Source organism: Oryzihumus sp., from assembly GCF_036391795.1.
Classification (GTDB): Bacteria; Actinomycetota; Actinomycetes; order Actinomycetales; family Dermatophilaceae; genus Oryzihumus.
Map to the genome: position 1 here is coordinate 1 of NZ_DASVZH010000144.1, position 2,418 is coordinate 2,418.

Here is a 2,418-nt window from a genome sequence, read left to right on the forward strand (position 1 = left end):
TGGATGGGCGTGAAGTTCCAGGCCCATCCGCGCGATGAGCCGAGCCAGATCGTCCTGCACGTGAGGATGCTCGACACGGAGGCGTGGCTCCAGCACGAAGCCCTGGGCGTGGTCGGGGTGAACCTCCTCCACGGGGCCTTCTTCGAGCACCACGAGCCCGAGCAGCTCATTGAGAGCCTCCTCGACCGTCTCACCACCGGGCGCATCGAGATCGACATGATCCAGTTCAGCGGGATCGAGTTCCGCAACGTCGACAACCGGCTCATGGCGCTGAAGTTGGTGCAGCTCGGGCTCAGCGGCGCCGCCATGTTCGGACCGGACGGTCACGTACTTCAGCCGAGCGAGGCACTCCGCAGGAAGGCCGTACTCGTCGAGCGGGGCAGCTTCCGTCCGACGACGCTGGTGAACATCGACATGCTCGAATGCGCGCTCGCCAAGTTCGAAGCGGACCCCGACGTCGTGGGGAAACCGGTGGTCGCGCTCACCGAGCTGACCATGCGGAATCTGCTCGCGGGCGGTGAAGACGTGGACCGGCGCGACTTCCTCGCCCGCGCCGACCTCTTGGCGGCGTGCGGTCTGACCGTCCTCATCTCCGACTACTTCGACTACTACCGCCTCGCCGAGTACCTCGCCCACCAGACCGGTGAGCGCGTCGGGATCGTGATGGGTGTACCGAGCCTCGTGGACCTGTTCGACGAGCGCAACCACGTGCAGCTGGCCGGGGGGATCCTCGAGAGCTTCGGGCGCCTGTTCAAGAACGGGCTGAAGCTCTACGTGTACCCGCAGCGGTCCTCCGACCCGAGCGCGCCGATCACCATCGAGACGCTCGAGGTGGCGGACCCGCTCCGGCCTCTGTACGCCTACCTGGCCGGTAGGGGCAGCTTCGTCCACCTCGACAACTACCGGCCGGAGTACCTCCCGATCCTCAGCCGCGACGTGCTCCGCCGGATTGCGGAAGGTGACGCGACGTGGGAAGGGATGGTGCCTCCCGCCGTCGCCGACCTGATCAAACGGCGGTGCTTCTTCGGCTACACCAGGGCCGAGCGGTACGACGAGGACGAGCCGGCAAGGCAGCCGGCGCTCGCCGCGCCGCGGTCGTCCTAGCGGGCCGGGCCGCGCGCGGCCCCCCGGAGGTAGCGCCGGCCAGGTCCCGACCCAGATCCTCTATTCTCGTATGTCGCCGTCGGCGCCCGGTGCTGCTCTGCATCTGCCCCGGTCACAGTCTGGAGGACGGAAAACCGCAGGTCACACGCATAAACCAAGCGCTCGTAGCTCAACGGATAGAGCATCTGACTACGGATCAGAAGGTTGGGGGTTCGAATCCCTCCGAGCGCGCTACAAAAGTCCAGGTCACGGCGTTGCGGGACGCTGAGACCAGGCTCCAGGGGAGGGCATGAGAGCCACCCTGAGAGCCACCGGGGATGAACAACCTCGGCCGAGCGTGGAACTCGAAGGACGGCCGAGTCCCGGGAGGTGGTGTATGACGACCACCAACCTCAACCTTGTTGGCCACAATACGGTGGCCGGTTGTTGATGTCAATAGGGTAATTACAGCTTTGGTCTTTGGGGCGTGCGCGTATGCCGGGGGGCGGCATGGTTTGTGTTTTCGGTGGGGGAATCGGTAGTCGTTAGGCGGCTCCGGTGGCCTGGAGGGCCTGGCCGGCGGGCTTGTCGGCGGCCTGGCCGTCGATCGGGCGCAGGCGGGCTTTGGCCAGGCTTTCGGCGCCCATGTAGCGTCGGGCGACGGCCCATTCGTCGTGTTGTTCGGCCAGGATCGCCCCGACGAGTCGGATCACGGCGGCCCGGTTGGGGAAGATCCCGACGACGTCGGTGCGTCGGCGCAGCTCCTTGTTCAGCCGCTCTTGGGGGTTGTTGGACCGGATCGCGGTCCAGTGCTCGACCGGGAAGGTGGAGAAGGCCAACAGATCGGGGCCGGCGTCGATCAGCAGGGCGGCGGCGTCGTCGAAGCGGCCGGCGAGCTGTTCCACGACCCGTTCGTGTTGGGCCCAGACGCTGTCGTGGTCGGGTTGCTCGAAGATGGTGCGCACCAAGGTGGCCACCATCCCCTGCGATGCCTTGGGGACTCGGGTCAGCAGGTTGCGGGCGAAGTGGGTTCGGCACCGCTGCCAGGTGGCGCCGGGCAGCACCGCCCCGATCGCGGCTTTCAGCCCCTGGTGGTCGTCGGAGATGACCAGGGACACCCCGGACAGGCCGCGAGCCACCAGGCCCCGCAGGAACGCGGTCCAGCCGGCCCCGTCCTCGGTGGTGATGACATCGACACCGAGGACCTCCCGGTTGCCGTTGGCGTTGACCGCGGTGGCGATCACCACCGCCACGTTGACGACCCGGCCGCCCTCGCGGACCTTCTCCACCAAGGCGTCCACCCACACGTAGGTGTACGGGCCGGCGTCCAGCGGC

2 protein-coding genes and 1 tRNA gene are annotated in these 2,418 nt (G+C 67.4%); 2 read left to right on the plus strand and 1 reads right to left on the minus strand.

From position 1 onward, the window contains the following. Together VF825_RS08510 and VF825_RS08515 are read left to right on the plus strand one after the other, a co-directional pair. The coding region (locus tag VF825_RS08510) for a hypothetical protein (protein WP_331112178.1) at window positions 1–1,104 on the plus strand (1,104 nt) is incomplete at its 5' end. A gap of 158 nt (window positions 1,105–1,262) precedes the next feature. Further along, a tRNA-Arg gene (locus tag VF825_RS08515) sits at window positions 1,263–1,335 on the plus strand. Window positions 1,336–1,628: 293 nt separating this feature from the next. Here the strand turns inward: VF825_RS08515 and VF825_RS08520 are convergent. After that, a partial coding sequence (locus VF825_RS08520) for an IS256 family transposase (protein WP_331112180.1) occupies window positions 1,629–2,418 on the minus strand: 790 nt, incomplete at its 5' end.